Raw genomic sequence first — 15,948 nt, 5'->3', positions numbered from 1 at the left:
AATCTCAATATATATATTTGCATCCCATATTTTGGGATTCATCCAGCAAAGCGCGTACAATGTTTTCCAGGCACATCCACTGTGATCGACAACACAGCCCCATCCAACGGATGGCCCAGCGGACTGGCCGCGCTGGTGATGTACAGGGTTTTGAGGTCTGAACCGCCGAACACGCAACTGGTGGGACGACTGACCGGCAGTTCGATGATCCGATCGACTTTGCCGTCCGGGCTCAACCTGAGCAGGCAGCTGCCGTCCCAACGGGCATTCCAGATAAAACCTTCGGCATCCATCGCTGAACCATCCGGGCCGCCACGCTCGTGCGGACCAAACCAGACCTGCGGCGCATCAAGGGTTCCGTCGGTACGGATGAAATGTCGATACAAGGTGCCGTCGAGGCTGTCGCCGAAATACACGGTGGTGGCGTCATCGCTCCACAGCAGCGTGTTGGGAATGCCCAGATTGCGCAGCAACGGCGCAACCCGCCCGGCGCGATCGATGCGGAACAGTCCACCGGAACGGTGGACGATGGGCAGGTCTTCGCCGTTTGCGCCGATGTTGTTTTGCATGGTGCCGAGCCAGAGCCGGCCTTGGGCGTCGCAACGGGCTTCATTGGGGCGGTTGCCCGGTTGCGGATCGGCAACGCAAAACAGTGTCAGGCGCGGCGCCAGGCCCGGTGAATCGAGATCGAGCCGATACACGCCGCTGCTCAATGCCACCAGTGCATCGCCGCTTTCGCAGGGAATGAACGCCGACACGTGCTCCGGCATCTGCCAGATCTGCACGTTGGCGCCGATCAACCGCAACGCCTGCTTACCGGCGATATCCACCCAGTACAGGGCTTGGGTGGGCGCATCCCAGAACGGGCCTTCGCCCAGTCGTGCCCGATGCTCGGTCACCGCAGTCCACGCCATGAAACCTCCTGCGTTGTTCTTGTTTTTATTGTGTAGGAGCCAGCTTGCTCGCGAAGGTGTGCCAGTCAACCTGGTGGTAGCTGATACACCATCGCGAGCAAGCTCGCTCCTACAGTGGTTCGAGCTGTCAGCTGGCTTTTTTATCGGCCATGACTTGCGGGTAGTAACGCTTGATCGCAAGGTCCGCGTTATCGATCAGGGTCATACAGGCCCAGACACCCCGGGCGGTATCCCGGGCCGCGATAGCCTCGGCCAGGTCCCGGTGAATCGGCAGGGTGCGACGCAGTTCATCCGGGTCGGCCGCGGACACTTCAAAGGCCACCGCCAGCAACGCGCCGAGGGCGGGAACCATTTGTTCAATGAATTGATTGTGGCTGGCGGCGAGGATGCACTCGTGGAAGAACTGATCGGCGCGGTTGTAATCGATGCCGCTGTCCACCGCCCGTTCCAGCGCGTTGCAGGCCAACAGGATCTCGTTCACCTGTTCGCCGGTTGCGCGCTCGCAGGCCCAGCGCACGGCCATCGGTTCGATGGTGCGGCGCAGGTCGAGCAGATCGTCGACGAAGTTTTCCGGTAAGCCGCTGCGCGACAACCAGCCAACGACTTGTGGATCGAAGAGGTTCCAGCGCCGCACTGGCAATACCCGCGTGCCGACTTTCGGCCCGACCTCAAGCATGCCTTTGGCAACCAGGGTCTTGATGGCTTCACGGATGACCGTGCGGCTCACGCCGAGTTGTTCGCCGAGGTCGGCTTCGACCTTGAGTGACTCACCTGGCTTGACCTGCCCCGTGGCGAGCCAGCAACCCAGCCAGTCAACCGTCGATGCATGAAAGCTGCTGGACATGGACACCTCAATGCCGTTCGCAATGGAGGCCCACGCTAATCATCATATGATTGGATGTCAATTTGATTTTTTGAGTGTTCGCAATCCCCTGTGGGAGCGAGCTTGCTCGCGATGACGGAGTAACAGGCACCCTCATCGCGAGCAAGCTCGCTCCCACAGGGTTATGGGTCAGGGTTCGAGACCGATGGGGAAGAACTCGCCGCCACTCCATACACCGAGCCAGCGCTGGCCGTCGATCTCGCGACTCACCGCCAGCTCCACCAATTGATAGAACACGTTGCGATGGATCAACGCTTCAAGATTGCTGCGCACATGCACGTAAGGGGCAGGCTCTTGCGTTACCGGGTCGATGACCACACGCAGGAGGTGCTCGGCGCCGGCCTCGGTGGTTTCATCGACGTTGGTGGTAAAGCGCAACACCTGCGCCTCGCCCTCGCCTTCCACGTCCACCGCAATCGCCACGAACGGCGCATCGTCGACCTTGATCCCGACCTTTTCCACCGGTGTGATCAGGAAATAATCATCGCCGTCGCGGCGAATGATAGTGGAGAACAGTTTGACCATCGGCTTGCGCCCGATCGGCGTGCCCAGGTAATACCAGGTGCCGTCCCGGGCGATGCGCATGTCGATGTCGCCGCAGAAATCGGGATTCCACAGGTGCACCGGCGGCAAGCCTTTGGTCTTGGGGATTTGCCCCAGCAAGTCGTTGGCTTTTTGCGGGCCACTCATGGCGTTCTCCTTGAAATTACTGGTCGCTGAGCCCCAGCAGGCTGCGCGCGTATTGTTCCAGCGGCGGGCCCATCAGGTCTTCGGGTTTTTTATCGTGGAACGTCAGTAAACCGCCACGACTCTTGATGGTTGCAGTATCAATCAAATACTGGGTGCTGGTCTCGATCAACATGATCTGAATCATACCGCTGTCGATGCCGAGACGATCCAGGGCTTCCTGGTCCAGCCACTCGTCCGAGTTGCCGATACGGTCGTCAGACTTGGCAAACCGGGTGTAGAGCAGATAGTGCGCACCGGCCGCACGGGCTTCGCCCATGGCCTGGTCGAGGCCTTCCGGCGTACGGGCACGGCGGACCATCGGGAAATATTCGACAAAGCCGTCGAACGCGACTTCGGCAATCACGTTGGGCCGCGGATAAACGGCGCTGCCCGGCGGCATGAAAGCGCCCTGGGCGATGTAGACGAACGAGTCCGGCTGAATGCGCAGGTTGTTTACGCGACGGCTGTCACTGTGATCGAGCAGCCCCGCATCGCTCATATGGTAACGAGTCCCTTCGGCCATATCGCTGACGTTCATGCAGCCACCAAGTGCCAAAACGGCCAGCAGCAAAACCAGGCTACGCATCCTATCCTCCAGAGGCCGGTGTCGGAAAACCGGCGAATGGCCGTAGGATGCAGCTTCCGCGCCAGCTCATTAGCATCAGCATCTGACAGACCGAATCGCGAGCAAGCTCGCTCCCACAGGGGATTGCATATCACCCGTGGGAGCGAGCTTGCTCGCGATTGCGGAAGATCAGCCGCCGATAATCTTCATGACAGTCGCGCCGCCAGAGAACGCCACTTCCTGCTTGTCACCCAAGGCTTTCACCAGCAGCCGCTGCAAGGCCGGCAGGGCCTGATGGCGTGGCTTGTCCAGCAGATCACCGATGTAATGGCGATTGCTCGACGACAGGCAGCCATGCAGCCACCCGGTGGAAGACAAACGAAGTCGCGAACAGGTACGGCAGAAAGGCACGCTCTCGTTGGCGATCACGCCGAAATAACCCTGGCCGGGAATTTCATATCGAACGGCCGTCGCATCGACCGGGGCATCGGCTTGCAGATATTCGTAGCGTTCGCCGATCAGACTCAGCAATTGCTGGAGACTGACGAACTGCTGCAGAAAGGCATTGGAATCGTTGGCCAGGTGGCCCATGCGCATCAGTTCGATGAAGCGCAGTTCATAACCGCGCTCCAGGCAGTAGTCGAGCAGCGGCATCACTTGATCGAGGTTCTGTCCGCGCAGCGGCACCATGTTGACCTTGATCTTCATGCCGGCCGCACTGGCCTCGCTCATGCCGTCGAGCACGGTGGCCAGGTCGCCGCCCCGGGCAATACTGCGGAACGCACTGGCGTCGAGAGTATCGAGGGAGACGTTGAGGCGCCGGATACCAGCGTTCACCAGCAGCGGCAGTTTCTTCGCCAGCAACTGGCCATTGGTGGTCAGGCTGATGTCTTCCAGGCCCATCTGCCCGACCGCCGTCATGAACGCCTCGAGTTTCGGGCTGACCAGCGGCTCGCCGCCGGTAATGCGCAGACGCTCGATGCCCGCCGCTTCAATCAGATAAGCCACGCCGCGCGCCATGGCTTCGGCCGACAATTCATCCTGCGCAGCCACCAGCCGCTTGCCGTTGGGCACGCAGTAGGTACAGGCGTAATTGCAGGCTGAGGTCAGACTGATTCGCAAGTTGCGAAAACGCCTGCCTTGACGATCAACGATCATGGTCACTCCGGCGGAAGAATATCGGGCCGCTAAAACTTGACTCAGAAATCAAGTTTTAGCAAGTCCTCTACCTGAGTATATTCCTGCGCTACTGCGCCATGTAGCGAAATCATGGCGCAATAAGGCAACTGAATGGCTCAGCTGCCGGAAGTGTCGGTGTCACGCTTGCGCTTGTTGCCCATGCGCACGCCGATGTCCATCAGGAACTGGAAGAAACCTTCCTGATCTTCCAGCACATTGCTCCAGAACGGCGAGTGATACAGCGCGACGGCACCGTGCACCAGCGCCCAGGACGCGCAGTAGTGGAAGTAAGGTGGCACGTCTTCCAGCTTGCCTTCGCTGATCCGGCCCTTGATCAGCAAGGTCAGGCGTTCGAAATTCGAGGCACGGATCTTGTGCAGCTCCTCGATCATCTCCGGCACCTGGTTGCCCTTGACCACTTTCTCTTCGAGGCGGTCGAACAGGCGATAGCGTTGGGGATCGCGCATGCGGAATTCGAAGTAGGCCCGGGACAGGGCTTCCTTGTCCTTGTCGACATCGGCCGAATGCAGCAGAGCGTTCAAATCGCGCTCGTAGTCGAGCATCAGGCGCAGATAGATTTCCGCCTTGGATTTGAAGTGCTTGTAGATCGTGCCTTTGCCGATACCGACGGCATCAGCAATCATCTCGACGGTGACACTGTCTTCACCTTGTTCGAGGAACAGCTTGAGCGCGGTATCGAGAATTTCCTGCTCGCGGCGACGGAATTCACGGACCTTACGAGGTTCTTTATGCATAAGAAAAGGTCTGTCGGGGTCAAAATTCGAAGCCGCGTATTATGCCTAACTTACGCAAAAATGCACGGATCATCCGACCATATCTGCGCTTTCTGGTCATTCCGCGTACGTTTACAGGGTGATGAGAACTCTTCCGAAGCGCACGTATTCCAAATTTGTTTAAAAACCCGGACCGGTAAACTGGACGAGGCGCAATCCTGATCAATACTTGAACTGTCGGCGGGGCATCTCCCCCAAGTGTCACGCCGATATTGGTACCAACGGACCGCGTGCCATTGTTTTACTCCTAATGGTCTTAACCCGGATTCACCCCCCAGAACCCGGGTTTTTTTTGCCTGCGATTTAACCTTTTACGTGTGCCAGCGGGAACAGTCGCTTGAAATTCGCCGTGGTTTGCTCGGCAAACCGCTCGTAGGGCTCACCACGCAACATTGCCAGAAATTCCGCAACTTCACGCACGTACTGCGGCAGGTTTGGTTTGCCACGATACGGAATCGGCGCCAGGTACGGCGAGTCGGTTTCCACCAACAACCGGTCGGCAGGCACCTTGCTGGCCACATCGCGCAACGCATCGGCATTGCGGAAAGTGACAATCCCGGACAGGGAAATGTAATAGCCCATGTCCAGCGCAGCCTTCGCCATCTCCCAGTCTTCGGTGAAGCAATGCAACACGCCTGCCTGGGGCAGCGCCGCGTCCCGCAGCAAGTCCAGGGTATCGGTGCGGGCGCCGCGGGTATGGATGATTACCGGTTTGCCGGTCTGCTGCGCCGCTTGCAGGTGCAGGCGGAACGATTCCTGCTGCAACTCTGCCGCTTCAGGCTCGTAGTGGTAATCGAGGCCGGTTTCGCCAATCGCCACCACCCGCGGGTGATTGAGCTCCTGCAACAGCCAGTCCAGCGCCGGCGCGCCCCCCGGCTGCACATCCAGAGGGTGCACGCCCACCGAGCAGTCGACATCGTCATAACGTTCGGCCAGGGCCTTGACGTCGGCCGCGTTGTCCGCGCTGACACCGATACACAGAAAGTGCCCTACCCCACGCTGCCGGGCAGCCTCCAGGGCAGCATCCAGGGAGCCCTCGTGGGCGGTCAGGTCAAGGCGATCAAGGTGACAATGGGAATCTACGAGCATAAAAGGCTGCAACTTGTATGGGTGGGACGGTCGGATGTTCTGATACTCAGAGTCTAGGCGCAGACAGTCATCGTTGGGCAGGCAACGACGCCCATTGCACCAGCAATGCTTCCAGCAACAAGGCGGGGTTGAGGTTGGCCTTGCTCAGAACTTTCTGCCGCTGGGCGAGGATCCAGTCCTGAATATCGAGGACTTTGCCCTGGGCGCTTTTCTGCGCCAGGTATTGCACGACCTTGCGCATGTCGGTCAGGCCGAGGCCGGCTTCATCCTGAGTCAATTGATAGCGCAGGATCAGGCTCGACCAATCGCAGAACCAATCGAACAGGCGCAACATCGGAATGTTTTTCCATTCTTCGGCCAGTTGCGTCGGCGACTGCTGTTGCTTGAGGAGTTTTTTCACCCCTTCCACCACTTGCGTGCGCTGTTCACGCACGCCCTGGGCCTGGAGATTGACCGCCGCCAGCGGCGAACCGGCGGCCAGCGTCAGCAGTTCGACGCGCTCATCTTCGGAGGATTCCGGCAACGCCTGGGCCAACCACTTCAAGCTCATGGCCTCGCCCGGCAGCGGACAGGCCTGCTGCACGCAGCGACTCTTGATGGTTGGCAACAAGCGGCTCGGCTGATGGCTGACCAGCAACAGAACGGTATCGCCGGACGGTTCTTCAAGGCTTTTGAGCAAGGCGTTGGCGGCGTTGATGTTCATCGACTCGGCCGGCTCGATCAGCACCACTTTGCGCCCGCCCAACTGTGCGGTCTGCACCACGAAACCGACCAGGTCGCGAACCTGGTCGACCTTGATCGCCTTGTCGGCTTCTTCCGGCTCCAGGATGTAGTTATCCGGATGGCTGCCAGCCCTGAGCAGCAGGCAGGATTTGCATTCGCCGCAGGCTTGCAGCGCGTTCGGGCGCTGGCACAGCAAGCTGGCCATCAAGCGCTCGGCCAGTGCCCGCTTGCCGATTCCGGCAGGGCCATGCAGCAGGTAGGCGTGCGCATGCTGGGTGCGACCGGCCAGTTGCTGCCAGAGGTTTTCCTGCCACGGATAGGCCTCAGCCACGGCTCAACTCCAGCAGGCGCGGCAGCAAGGCATCCAGCGATTGCTGAACCTGTGCCAACGGCTGGGCAGCATCGACCAGCACATAACGCGCCGGATCCGCCTTGGCCCGCTTGAGGAAGGCACTGCGTACCGCGTCGAAAAAGGTCCGGCCTTCGAGCTCGAAGCGATCCAGACGACCACGAGCGCTGGCGCGGGCCAGGCCGACCTCGACAGGCAGATCGAAAATCAGAGTGAGGTCCGGGCGCAGATCGCCCTGGACGAAGGTTTCCAGGGTCGCGATGCGCTCCAGCGACAAGCCGCGACCGCCGCCTTGATAGGCGTATGTCGAGTCGGTAAAACGATCACACAAGACCACGGCACCGCGGGCCAGCGCCGGGCGAATCACCTCGGCCAGATGCTGGGCACGCGCCGCGAACACCAACAGCAACTCGGTATCCGGGTTCATGACTTCATCGACCGGGGCCAGCAGCACTTCACGAATGCGCTCGGCCAACGGCGTGCCACCCGGCTCGCGGGTCAGCACCACCTCGATGCCGGCGGCGCGCAGGCGCTCGGCCAGGTATTCGCGATTGGTGCTCTTGCCGGCGCCTTCCGGGCCTTCCAGAGTAATAAACAAGCCAGTCACAGGCAGTCCTTAATCAGAGTCATTGCGGGCTTTTCGGTGCGCTTGCATCGGGTTCGGGCGTTTCAGGGGCTGGCGCAGGATCTTGCGCCGGTACTTGCGGCAGCCCCTCGGGAGCCGTGTTCGGTGAAGCGGCCGGGATCGGCGCCTGCTCCTGCGAAGACTTGGCCTCCTGCATACCGTTTTGCTCAGCCTGGATTGGCGGCATCTCGGGCGCAGTAGCGGGAGCCGGGCTGGAGCGGTAATCGGCGCGGCGCTTGATCTGGAACTCCTTCACGGCATTGTTGTGGGCATCCAGGTCATCGGAGAACACATGGGTGCCATCGCCACGCGCCACGAAGTAAAGGCTGTTGCCGTCCACCGGATTGAGTGCCGCATGGATGGCTTCGCGACCGACCATCGAAATCGGCGTCGGCGGCAATCCCGCATTCATGTAAGTGTTATACGGCGTCGATTCCCTTAGGTGAGCCCGGGTCAGCTTGCCGCTGTAGCGGTCGCCGAGGCCGTAGATCACCGTCGGGTCGGTCTGCAGCAGCATGCCCATCGCCATGCGCCGCACAAACACGCCGGCAATCTGCCCGCGCTCCTGCGGTACGCCGGTTTCCTTTTCCACCAGCGAAGCCATGATCAGCGCCTGGTAGGGTTCGGTGTACGGTGTATCTGCAGCGCGCTTCTCCCACTCCTTGGCGAGCACTTCATCGAGGCGGTCGTAAGCGGTTTTCAGCACCTCGACATCGGACATGCCCCGCACGTAGCGATAAGTGTCAGGGAAGAAGCGCCCTTCCGGAAAAATCCCGGTGTGGCCGAGCTTGTCCATGACCTGGCTATCGCTCAAACCGTCGAGGCTATGTTCGAGCTTCTCTTCCCTGGCCAGCGCTGCGCGGACCTGACGGAAACTCCAGCCTTCGACCAGGGTCAGGCTGTACTGAACCATTTCCCCGCGTTTCCACAGGTCGATCAGGCCTTCGACGGTCATGCCGGGCTGAATGCGGTATTCACCGCTGTGCAGGGGTTGTCTGGCGAGGTTGAAGCGCCAATACACCCGCAGCCAGAATGCGTCCTTGATGACGCCGTTGGCTTCGAGTCGGTAGAGGGTGCGGGTCGGCGTGGTGCCCTTGGGCACATCCAGCAATTGTTCCTGGGTAATGTTCAGCGGCTGTACCAGCGCCGAATGAATCTTCCAGGCTGAAGCACCCATCAGCAGCCCCGCCAGAACCACACCGGTTTCCAGCAGCAGCAAGAGTTTACGTCTCACGTATCAAGCATCCAGTAGCACACGGGCAATGGTTTGGAGTTTACGGGTGAGCGGCCCAACCGGCCAGTGAAGAGCAGCATAGGCGCGCACCGGCCAGACACCATACACGCTGTTGCAGACAAAGACTTCGTCAGCCCATTGCAGCTGTTCGAGGGGGATATCGGTGATTTGCGTGGGGATTCCCAGCGACTTGGCCTGAAACAATATTTCTGCGCGCATCACGCCTGCCACGCCGCAGCGCTTGAGGTCAGCGGTGATGAGCACGCCATCACGCACCAGGAACAAGTTGCTGAACACACCCTCAATTACGCGCCCGGCCTGATCGAGCATCAAGCCTTCGGCATGCTCGGTGTCCTGCCATTCGGCACGGGCGAGGACTTGTTCAAGACGATTGAGGTGTTTGAGGCCGGCCAGTAATGGCTGCCTGGACAATCGCGTGGCGCAAGGAAACAAACGAACACCCTGTTCACCATGCGTGGCAGGGTAAGCCGCAGGTGGACTGCCTTGCACAATACGTCGGGCCTGGGCCGAAGGATCGGGGGCATAACCGCGCAGACCGTCGCCACGGGTGAGAATGAGCTTGAGCACCCCGTCACCCAGTGCCGCGGCGTAGGCCAGCAGTTCGTTGCGGATCAGCTCCTGCTCGGCCGTTATCGCCAGGCGCGAACAGCCGTCCGCCAGACGCGACAGATGCCGGTCCAGCAACACGGGCTGACCGCTGCGCACGGCGATGGTCTCGAACAGACCATCGCCATAAGCCAGGCCGCGATCCTTCAGCGACAAAGCGTCAGCCGGCTGACCGTCGACCCAGCTGTCCATCAGCCTGCGAACCGACGGAACACCAGCGAACCGTTGGTGCCGCCAAAACCGAAGGAGTTGGAAACGACCACATCGATATCCATGTTGCGCGCCGTGTGCGGCACAAAATCGAGATCGCAGCCTTCGTCCGGCTCATCGAGGTTGATGGTCGGCGGCGCTACCTGGCTGTTGATTGCCAGCACGCTGAAGATCGCCTCGACCGCGCCCGCCGCACCCAGCAGGTGACCGGTCATGGACTTGGTGGAACTGACGGCCAGCTTGTAGGCGTGCTCGCCGAATACCGACTTGATCGCATTGACTTCGGCCAGGTCGCCTGCAGGAGTCGAGGTGCCGTGGGCGTTGATGTACTGCACTTGATCGCCATTGACTTTGGCATCGCGCAGCGCATTGGTGATGCAGCGCGCAGCACCTGCACCATCGGCTGGCGGCGAGGTCATGTGGTAGGCATCGCCACTGGTGCCGAAGCCGATCAGCTCGGCGTAGATGGTCGCGCCACGCGCCTTGGCGTGCTCGAGTTCTTCCAGTACCAGCGCACCGGCACCATTGGACAATACGAAGCCATCGCGGCCCTTGTCCCATGGACGGCTGGCGCGGGTCGGCTCGTCGTTGCGGGTCGACAGCGCGCGGGAAGCACCGAAGCCGCCCATGCCCAGACCGCAGGCCGCCATCTCGGCGCCGCCGGCAATCATCACGTCAGCTTCGTCGTACATGATGTTGCGGGCCGCCATGCCAATGCAGTGTGTACCGGTGGTACAGGCCGTGGCGATGGCGTAGTTGGGTCCCTGTGCACCGAGGTGGATGGACAGGAAACCGGAAATCATATTGATGATCGAGCCTGGCACGAAGAACGGAGAGATCCGTCGTGGGCCGGTCTCGTGCAGCGTGCGGGCGGTTTCTTCGATATTGGTCAGACCGCCAATACCCGAGCCCATGGCCACGCCGATACGCTCACGGTTGGCGTCAGTGACTTCCAGACCGGCATTGCGTACCGCCTGAAAACCTGCGGCCAGACCGTATTGAATGAACAGGTCGAGCTTGCGGGCTTCCTTGACCGACAGGTATTCCTCGACATTGAAGTCCTTTACCGAGCCGCCAAAACGGGTGGAATAGGCAGAAAGGTCGGTGTGTTCGATCAGACCAATGCCACTGCGGCCAGCCAGAATGCCCTGCCAGCTGCTCGGCACATCCGTGCCCAGTGGCGACAACATACCCATACCGGTGACTACGACGCGTCTACGCGACACAGCACTCTCCTTTTTTCAAATGACGACTTTGCATCAGGCCTAAAGAAAAAACCGCACGCCATGATGGCAGTGCGGTTTTTCCATGACAGCGAGCAACGATTACAAACTATTACGCCTGGTGGCTAGTAACGTAGTCGATTGCAGCTTGTACAGTAGTGATCTTCTCGGCTTCTTCGTCAGGGATTTCGGTCTCGAATTCCTCTTCCAGAGCCATCACCAGCTCAACGGTGTCAAGGGAGTCGGCACCCAGGTCTTCAACGAAGGAAGCAGTGTTGACCACTTCTTCTTCTTTAACGCCCAGTTGCTCAGCAACGATTTTCTTGACGCGCTCTTCGATGGTGCTCATACCTTGTTTTCACTCCTAATGGACAAATTCAGGCAGCTGGCCAGTGGGTAAGTGTATAGAAAGGCTTTTCAGCTTTTCAACTGAAAGCTTCACTCCTCGAACCCGGTGACCCTCTGCCTATAAATAGATTGCAGCTTTATAACGGATTTTAGACAGCTCGTATGACATTTTTTTGAAGCAATCCGTCACATTTGAATTACATGTACATCCCGCCGTTCACCGGGATTGTAGCTCCGGTAACGTAAGCCGCACCGTCCGACGCAAGAAAAGCGACCACGGACGCGATCTCTTGAGCCTGCCCCAGACGACCCAGCGGAATCTGCGACTGCAAGGCTTCACGCTGTGCCTCGGGCAGTTCACGGGTCATATCGGTATCGATGAACCCAGGAGCCACCGAGTTTACCGTAATCGAACGCGAACCGACTTCGCGCGCCAGAGCACGGCTGAAACCTTCCAGACCGGCCTTGGCGGCAGCGTAGTTTACTTGGCCTGCGTTGCCCATGGCACCCACAACCGAGCCAATACTGATAATTCGGCCCCAACGAGCTTTGGTCATGCCGCGCAAAACGCCCTTGGACAGGCGGAACAGACTGTTCAGATTGGTATCGACAACGTCGTGCCACTCGTCGTCTTTCATGCGCATCATCAGGTTATCGCGGGTGATACCGGCATTATTGACCAGAATCGCCGGCGCACCGAACTGCTCCTGAATGCTCGCCAGAACACTTGCCACGGACTCGTCGCTGGTGACATTGAGTTCCAGGCCAGTGCCCTGAATACCGTTTTCCTTCAGGGTCGCGGCAATGCGCTCAGCACCCGACGCGGAGGTCGCGGTACCAACAACGATGGCGCCCTGACGACCCAGTTCCAGGGCGATAGCCTGGCCGATGCCACGGCTGGCACCGGTGACCAGTGCAACTTTACCTTGCAGACTCATGCAAGCTTCTCCTGATTCAGGCCAACGCTGCACGGGCGGCAGCGAAAGCGTCTGGGGTATTGAGGTTGGATGTCGACACGCCTTCGGCGCAACGCTTGTTCAGACCGGCCAGCACTTTACCCGGGCCACACTCGACCAGGTTGGTCGCGCCCTTGGCGGCCAGTGCCTGGACCGATTCAACCCAGCGTACTGGCTTGTACAGTTGCTCGAGCAGATCGCGCTTGAGGATTTCCAGATCGGCCGGCACCTGGGCACTGACGTTCTGCACCACGGGAATCTGCGGTGCCTGCCAGTCGATCGCCGCGATCGATTCGGCGAAACGCTCGGCAGCCGGGCGCATCAGTTCGCAGTGCGACGGCACGCTGACCGGCAACGGCATGGCACGCTTGGCGCCACGCGCCTTGCAGCCTTCGATGGCGCGCTCGACGGCAGCCTTGGCACCGGCGATGACCACCTGGCCCGGCGAGTTGAAATTGACCGCGCTGACCACTTCGCCTTGCGCCGCTTCGGCACAGGCTGCCAGTACGTCGGCATCGTCCAGACCCAGGATGGCGGCCATGCCGCCCTGCCCGGCCGGAACGGCTTCCTGCATCAGCTGGCCACGACGCTCGACGAGCTTCACCGCATCGCCCAGGCTCACACTGCCTGCCGCGACCAGCGCGCTGTATTCACCCAGGCTGTGCCCGGCAACGTAAGCCGGGCGCGCACCACCTTCGGCCAGCCACAAACGCCACAGGGCGATAGAGGCGGTCAGAATGGCTGGCTGGGTTTTATCGGTTTGATTGAGTTGCTCTTCCGGCCCTTGCTGGGTCAGTGCCCACAGGTCGTAACCCAGTGAATCGGAAGCTTCTTTGAATGTTTCAAGGACAACCGGATGTTGCGCGCCCAGCTCGGCCAGCATGCCGAGGGACTGCGAACCCTGTCCTGGAAAGACGAATGCGAGGGAAGCAGACATGTAACAAGCCCCTAATGATCTTGTCGTCGGAGAGTTGGCGCCCCGCTTTGGGGACGCAAGAAACTGACAGTTGGATGGCCCATCGAACCAAGCGGTCACATTTAAGCATTGTCCGACGAAAACGCCTAAAGCAACAAATCCTCCAGACGACCGTGCAGGCGCTCGGGAAGATTCTCCTGAATCTCGATCAAGGCGCGCTGAATGGCACTCTGAAACCCCTGGACCCCGGCAGAACCGTGGCTTTTCACCACAATGCCCTGCAAGCCGAGAAAGCTCGCACCGTTGTGCCGGGCAGGTGCCAGATCGGCCTGCAGGCGCTTCATCAACGGTAGTGCAAGCGCACCGACCGCGCGAGAGGCTACGTTCTTCCTGAACAACGCTTCGATGCGCCCGGCAATCATGGTCGCCAGACCTTCGCTGGATTTGAGCAGGATGTTGCCGACAAAACCGTCACACACCACCACATCCGCTTCGCCACGGTACAAACCGTCGCCCTCGATAAAGCCGATGTAATTGATGCCACGGGCGCCTTGCAACAAAGTCGCCGCCAGCTTGACCTGTTGATTGCCCTTGATGTCTTCGGTGCCGATGTTCAGCAACGCCACCCGAGGACGCGCTATGCCCAGGGTCTCGGCCGCCACCGAGCCCATGACCGCAAACTGCAACAGATGCTCGGCACTGCAGTCGACGTTGGCGCCCAGGTCGAGCAACTGGCAATAACCCTTTTGTGTCGGAATCGCCGCCACCATGGCCGGACGGTCAATGCCGGGCAAGGTCTTGAGCACGAACCGCGACAACGCCATCAGCGCACCGGTATTACCGGCACTGACACAAGCCTGGACCTTGCCGTCACGCAACAACTCAAGCGCCACGCGCATCGACGAGTCGGGCTTGCCGCGCAAAGCCTGGGCAGGTTTTTCGTCCATGGTGATGACTTCGGACGCTGGCATAATCGACAGGCGCGCGCGATCCACAGCCGGATGGCCAGCGATCAGCTCTTCAAGAAGGGAGGGTTGACCGACGAGGGTCAGGTGCAGCGAGGGTGTAGCAGACAGACAAGCAAGGCTGGCCTGGACAATGCTGCGGGGACCGAAGTCCCCGCCCATTGCGTCAATCGCGATGACTTGAGCGGACAAGTGATTACTCGTCAGCGCCCTTGTCGATCACTTTACGACCACGGTATACGCCTTCTGGCGATACGTGGTGACGCAGGTGAACTTCACCGGTGGTTTTTTCTACAGACAGGGTGCTAGCCTCGAGAGCGTCGTGCGAACGGCGCATGTCACGGGCAGAGCGGGATTTTTTGTTCTGCTGAACAGCCATAATTGATTAACTCCTAAACGTTTGGGTCACGCTTTAACTGCGCCAATACACTGAACGGGTTGGACCGCGTTACCTCGTCCTCGCTCGGTTCGGGCTCATCTGCTCCCGCCGGCTGCTGGCATTCTTCCGGATGATGAGCAGGCACAATGGGCAAGGCGAGCAGAAGCTCCTCCTCGATCAGTGACTGCAGATCCAAAGGATCTTCGCCCAGTTCCAGCACGTCATAACCTTTCGGCAACGACTGGGTATTCGCACCCTCCTTCACCACAGCGTAACTGCATTCGCTATGGATCGGCAGGGTGACCAGCTCAAGACAACGCTGGCAAACCATTTTGACTTCAGTGTCGATAAAGCTGTGGATGACCACAGATTTACGTTCATCTCGTTCAAAAACGAATTTAGCCTGCACCGTACCGACATTGTCGGAAAGCGGGTCGCAGAGTCTCTCCAAATCGGCCAGCAGCATTTCACCTTGAAGGGTGGTGCCACGATCAGCCAATTTGCGCGGGTCAACGTGAGGTGGAATCGGGTCATTCAACATAGGCGCAGCATTATAGGGATGCACCCGCCCATGTCAAAGGAAATTCAGCCCTGTCCGTCACTTGGAAGCCTCGCTAGAATTCGCACACGCCTTATGGAGTTGTGCATGCTGCCTTTAATACTCGCTTCCAGCTCGGCCTATCGCCGGGAATTGCTGACCCGCCTGCAGCTGCCTTTCACTTGCAGCTCGCCGGATATCGACGAAAGCCATCGGCCGGCTGAGTCCGCCATCGAGCTGGTCAAGCGCCTCGCCGAAGAGAAAGCGCGCGCCCTGGCCGACAGCCATACCGCTCATCTGATAATCGGCTCCGACCAGGTCGCCGTACTGGGAGAGCGGATTATCGGCAAACCCCACACATTCGAAAAAGCCCGGGAACAACTGCTGGCCGCCAGCGGTGCCAGCGTGACGTTCCTCACCGGCCTGGCCCTGCTCAACAGCCAGACCGGGCACTGCCAGGTCGATTGCGTGCCGTTCACCGTACACATGCGCACACTCGACGCACCTCGCATCGAACGCTACCTGCGCGCCGAACAACCCTACGACTGCGCAGGCAGCTTCAAGGCCGAAGGCCTGGGGGTCAGCCTGTTTCGCAGCACCGAGGGACCTGACGCCACCAGCCTGATCGGCCTGCCGCTGATTCGCCTGATCGACATGCTGCTGACTGAAGGCGTACAGGTTCCCTGAATCCCGATACTAAAA

General features: G+C 59.9%; 19 protein-coding genes. 1 reads left to right on the top strand and 18 read right to left on the bottom strand.

What is annotated here, in order from left to right:
• Positions 1 to 38: 38 nt before the first annotated feature.
• From ABIE16_RS03195 to ABIE16_RS03110, 18 genes are all read right to left on the bottom strand, one after another.
• Positions 39 to 914, bottom strand: a complete 876-nt coding sequence (locus tag ABIE16_RS03195; RefSeq protein WP_429520552.1) for an SMP-30/gluconolactonase/LRE family protein — start codon at positions 912 to 914, stop codon at positions 39 to 41.
• Positions 915 to 1,041: 127 nt separating this feature from the next.
• Positions 1,042 to 1,758, bottom strand: coding sequence for a FadR/GntR family transcriptional regulator (locus ABIE16_RS03190; RefSeq protein WP_057713725.1), 717 nt, complete (start codon positions 1,756 to 1,758; stop codon positions 1,042 to 1,044).
• Positions 1,759 to 1,926: 168 nt separating this feature from the next.
• Positions 1,927 to 2,487, bottom strand: a complete 561-nt coding sequence (locus ABIE16_RS03185; RefSeq protein WP_090457194.1) for a DUF1285 domain-containing protein — start codon at positions 2,485 to 2,487, stop codon at positions 1,927 to 1,929.
• Positions 2,488 to 2,503: 16 nt separating this feature from the next.
• Complete coding sequence (locus tag ABIE16_RS03180; RefSeq protein ID WP_057713723.1) at positions 2,504 to 3,112, bottom strand: DUF4823 domain-containing protein; 609 nt, start codon at positions 3,110 to 3,112, stop codon at positions 2,504 to 2,506.
• Positions 3,113 to 3,280: 168 nt separating this feature from the next.
• A complete protein-coding gene (locus tag ABIE16_RS03175) occupies positions 3,281 to 4,249 on the bottom strand; it encodes a GTP 3',8-cyclase MoaA (protein WP_090457196.1) in 969 nt (322 codons plus the stop codon).
• Positions 4,250 to 4,386: 137 nt separating this feature from the next.
• Complete coding sequence (locus ABIE16_RS03170) at positions 4,387 to 5,025, bottom strand: TetR/AcrR family transcriptional regulator (protein WP_007977040.1); 639 nt, start codon at positions 5,023 to 5,025, stop codon at positions 4,387 to 4,389.
• A 342-nt stretch (positions 5,026 to 5,367) separates the two neighbouring features.
• Complete coding sequence (locus ABIE16_RS03165) at positions 5,368 to 6,153, bottom strand: TatD family hydrolase (RefSeq protein ID WP_429520551.1); 786 nt, start codon at positions 6,151 to 6,153, stop codon at positions 5,368 to 5,370.
• 67 nt (positions 6,154 to 6,220) lie between these two features.
• Positions 6,221 to 7,207 carry a DNA polymerase III subunit delta' gene (locus ABIE16_RS03160; protein WP_429520550.1) on the bottom strand — a complete coding sequence of 329 codons (987 nt, stop codon included), beginning with the start codon at positions 7,205 to 7,207 and terminating at the stop codon, positions 6,221 to 6,223.
• Positions 7,200 to 7,832 (bottom strand): dTMP kinase, encoded by a 633-nt coding sequence (tmk, locus tag ABIE16_RS03155; RefSeq protein ID WP_057713719.1) that lies wholly within the window; start codon positions 7,830 to 7,832, stop codon positions 7,200 to 7,202. The genes ABIE16_RS03160 and tmk overlap by 8 nt, the downstream gene beginning before the upstream one ends.
• 19 nt (positions 7,833 to 7,851) lie before the next feature.
• Positions 7,852 to 9,084: an endolytic transglycosylase MltG gene (gene mltG, locus ABIE16_RS03150; protein WP_429520549.1), complete on the bottom strand. Its 1,233-nt coding sequence runs from the start codon at positions 9,082 to 9,084 to the stop codon at positions 7,852 to 7,854.
• Positions 9,085 to 9,087: 3 nt separating this feature from the next.
• Positions 9,088 to 9,903 (bottom strand): aminodeoxychorismate lyase, encoded by an 816-nt coding sequence (gene pabC, locus ABIE16_RS03145; RefSeq protein ID WP_429520548.1) that lies wholly within the window; start codon positions 9,901 to 9,903, stop codon positions 9,088 to 9,090.
• On the bottom strand, positions 9,903 to 11,147 hold the full coding sequence (gene fabF, locus ABIE16_RS03140) for a beta-ketoacyl-ACP synthase II (RefSeq protein WP_429520547.1): 1,245 nt from the start codon (positions 11,145 to 11,147) through the stop codon (positions 9,903 to 9,905). Before fabF ends, pabC begins: the two co-directional genes overlap by 1 nt.
• A gap of 109 nt (positions 11,148 to 11,256) precedes the next feature.
• Positions 11,257 to 11,493: an acyl carrier protein gene (gene acpP / locus ABIE16_RS03135; RefSeq protein WP_003175607.1), complete on the bottom strand. Its 237-nt coding sequence runs from the start codon at positions 11,491 to 11,493 to the stop codon at positions 11,257 to 11,259.
• Between the two features lie 196 nt (positions 11,494 to 11,689).
• Entirely contained in the window at positions 11,690 to 12,430 is a 741-nt protein-coding gene (gene fabG, locus ABIE16_RS03130; RefSeq protein WP_090457205.1) for a 3-oxoacyl-ACP reductase FabG, read from the bottom strand.
• Between the two features lie 16 nt (positions 12,431 to 12,446).
• Complete coding sequence (gene fabD / locus ABIE16_RS03125; RefSeq protein WP_429520546.1) at positions 12,447 to 13,385, bottom strand: ACP S-malonyltransferase; 939 nt, start codon at positions 13,383 to 13,385, stop codon at positions 12,447 to 12,449.
• 125 nt (positions 13,386 to 13,510) lie between these two features.
• A complete protein-coding gene (gene plsX / locus ABIE16_RS03120; protein WP_349735039.1) occupies positions 13,511 to 14,521 on the bottom strand; it encodes a phosphate acyltransferase PlsX in 1,011 nt (336 codons plus the stop codon).
• Between the two features lie 4 nt (positions 14,522 to 14,525).
• Positions 14,526 to 14,708, bottom strand: a complete 183-nt coding sequence (rpmF, locus tag ABIE16_RS03115; protein WP_003179396.1) for a 50S ribosomal protein L32 — start codon at positions 14,706 to 14,708, stop codon at positions 14,526 to 14,528.
• Between the two features lie 13 nt (positions 14,709 to 14,721).
• On the bottom strand, positions 14,722 to 15,249 hold the full coding sequence (locus ABIE16_RS03110) for a YceD family protein (RefSeq protein WP_007942001.1): 528 nt from the start codon (positions 15,247 to 15,249) through the stop codon (positions 14,722 to 14,724).
• A 105-nt stretch (positions 15,250 to 15,354) separates the two neighbouring features.
• Between ABIE16_RS03110 and ABIE16_RS03105 the strand changes: the two genes are divergently transcribed.
• Positions 15,355 to 15,933, top strand: coding sequence for a Maf family protein (locus tag ABIE16_RS03105; RefSeq protein WP_218494405.1), 579 nt, complete (start codon positions 15,355 to 15,357; stop codon positions 15,931 to 15,933).
• Positions 15,934 to 15,948 lie beyond the last annotated feature (15 nt).

The sequence above is a fragment of the Pseudomonas sp. 2725 genome, from assembly GCF_050434585.1.
Lineage (GTDB): Bacteria > Pseudomonadota > Gammaproteobacteria > Pseudomonadales > Pseudomonadaceae > Aquipseudomonas > Aquipseudomonas jessenii.
Note: the sequence above shows the minus strand (reverse complement) of the source record. Positions and strands in the feature narration are given on the sequence as shown.